2 protein-coding genes and 1 pseudogene are annotated in these 2433 nt (G+C 43.4%); 1 reads left to right on the top strand and 2 read right to left on the bottom strand.

Features of this window, described 5'->3' with window-relative positions:
* The coding region (locus LC574_RS35685) for a hypothetical protein (protein WP_229458349.1) at nt 1-442 on the top strand (442 nt) is incomplete at its 5' end.
* A gap of 144 nt (nt 443-586) precedes the next feature.
* Here LC574_RS35685 and LC574_RS35680 read toward each other — a convergent pair.
* Nucleotides 587-1165 carry a hypothetical protein gene (locus tag LC574_RS35680; RefSeq protein ID WP_229458348.1) on the bottom strand — a complete coding sequence of 193 codons (579 nt, stop codon included), beginning with the start codon at nt 1163-1165 and terminating at the stop codon, nt 587-589.
* A 536-nt stretch (nt 1166-1701) separates the two neighbouring features.
* Nucleotides 1702-2305 (bottom strand): annotated as a pseudogene (locus tag LC574_RS35675) (transposase); the annotation flags it as partial.
* Between the last annotated feature and the right edge of the window lie 128 nt (nt 2306-2433).

Here is a 2433-nt window from a genome sequence, read left to right as displayed (position 1 = left end):
ATCAAGCAAAGAAACCTCTGCTGTTCAAAATCGCAACCAGGGATACGCGATTTACCCAGATGGAGTCGAGTTTTATTCGTTGGGTAATGCTCAAGTAATTTCTGTAGAAGCATGGTGTGCTGGAGAAATTAATCTGCATCCAGGTAGTGTGCGAGCTATCATTGTTCCCTTCAATGTTGCAGATGGCAGTGGCGCATTCTTGTCTGATGGTAAGGGAGGGGGATATGAATTAGCTGATATTTTGGCAGTAGGTTCTTACGCGCTTTTATTTGAGATTAGGCTAAGCGATGACCCAGAATATTTGAACAGTCCCCGCTATCAAAAGAATACGAGCCTAGGTTTGACTGAAGAGTATTGCTGTCTGACATTCATTCCCACTACACAGACAGTCGTCCCTCAAATATTGCGATTTGATATTGATGAGAGTGACTCTAACCCATAGAGAGTAGGCAAGTATTACAGATCGGTATCTGAATGAAACCTAACAATCCCGTTGCACACTGACCGTATCAAGTTGGTCGGTGAATCCGAAAGGTTACTAGCGGCGGGTGAACGGGGTCGTTCTATTAAATATTTTTTTATATCCTTAGTTTCTCCTCTGACCAAGATAGCCTTGGCGGTAATCACTTTTCTTTAATCTGGAAGCTTGACGTGCAGACCACTGACGCATAGGAGTAACTTTCTCTACATGAAGTAGCTGATGGCGATAAGTATTATTATCTGTCAGTTGGGCGATCGCACCAGCAATAAATCGAGCGCAGCGTTCTGGCTGAGATGAGACTTGTTCTTCTGCAAAACGGATGACTAGCCAGTTTACATCGACAAAACACTTGTTTCGGTAATCATCCTCGCCGATACAGTGGGTAGGCTTAAGAGTTGCAAACGAAATTGGCTCATCGACCTCCAAATCTATGTGTAAGCCAGTATTTGGTTCAATAATAAGAAAATCAGCCGTAAATGGTAGTCGATGCCCTGGAGGAAGCATCACCTGCTGGGGAGAAACAATTTCACCAAAATAGTGTTTGAGAACATTTTCAAACAGCCCCTCACTTGCCCCGATTGGTGCATCTCCCTGTCCAGAAGGAAAAACTAAAGGGGTAAACTGTTTTTTTTCTTTAACTAACTCTGGGATAACAACAATTGGATATTCTGGTGTCTTTGCCATACTTGCACTAACTCTTCATACTGCAATTATCTAAATTCACAACGCGATTACACAATCAACAAAATACTGAAAATCAACCAACTTTTTTCTAATTTATGGACGCAAGAATTAGAAAATTATCAGTTCTCGTACAGCATCCCTTCTGGATAAAATTACTTCTGAGTACGCTACAAGCAACTAAGATGAAGTCTAGCTTTCACTATCTAGAAGACCTTCTTGCGGACAACTATCCAATCATAGCCTGCGAATCCCCCCTCCAAGAACGTCACCGCCTCCTCACCCGAATCACTACTTACTGTCAGCAAGCAGGCAAAAAAGCCTACATCTGGAATCTCAGCGAGGGTAACCGTTCAGGGGGTACAAAGAGGACGCATTTCTATCTTTCCTCTAAAATCCAAGGACTGAAGTAATCAAATTAACGTGAGTTCGACTGGCTCTCTTCACTTTGGAGAGGGATCGTCATCGAGAGGGATCGTCATCGAGAGCGATCGTCATCGAGAGCGATCGTCATCGAGAGGGATCGTCATCAAGAGGGATTAAGCTGCTACCACTGTTTCAGAATCATCAACAGGATTAGCAACATCTGGGAGTAAAGAAGGAGTAGGTTGACGATCACGAGCAGCAAAAACCGCTTGTGTGATAAACTCCAGAATATTTCGTCGTTGAGACTTAAGACTGGTAACCACTGTTAACATTCGAGCCACAAAAGTACTACCACCTTGGGTTTGAGAACCAAAACTAGTCCGTCGCCAGATAACTGCGGGACGAATAGCTCTTTCGGCAGCATTATTAGTCGGCTCAACACCAGGATTAGTCACAAACAACCACATTGCTGGTTCTACTTTCAGTAGTTGACGACAAGTGCGAACCGTTGAAGAATAAAGGTGTTTTTTCCCGTGATGTTATTTCGTAGTTGTCAGCTTCTCGCAAAGTTCCTTGGATGGATGCACGAATCTCTTCAACCATCTGAGCAAACTGACATCGAGTTAAAGTTCCATCCCTAACTTGATACCACAGTTCAAACAGCTTTTCTTGTTGTTCAACTAATGCTGTTCCTAATTCTGCTGATACCCCAGTGCGCTCCGAGATTTTGATGAATTCTCGTCTTAGATGCGCCCAACATAATTGACGACGCTCTAAACATTCAAGGCTCGAACAATGGGCTGATTCTCGGTTGGATATACCTGCTGTGTTCCTGCTGAATAGATTTGATAAACTTCGTTCAATCGAGCGACTGTTGTTTCAGTTACAATCCCCTTGCCCAGAAT

The organism is Nostoc sp. CHAB 5715, from assembly GCF_020829685.1.
Classification (GTDB): Bacteria; Cyanobacteriota; Cyanobacteriia; order Cyanobacteriales; family Nostocaceae; genus Nostoc.
This window is presented reverse-complemented; position numbering and strand designations above follow the sequence as displayed.

Coding starts and splice junctions, on each gene's coding strand:
- LC574_RS35680 (WP_229458348.1), bottom strand. CDS start 1,165: ATGGCAAAGACACCAGAATATCCAATTGTTGTTATCCCAGAGTTAGTT.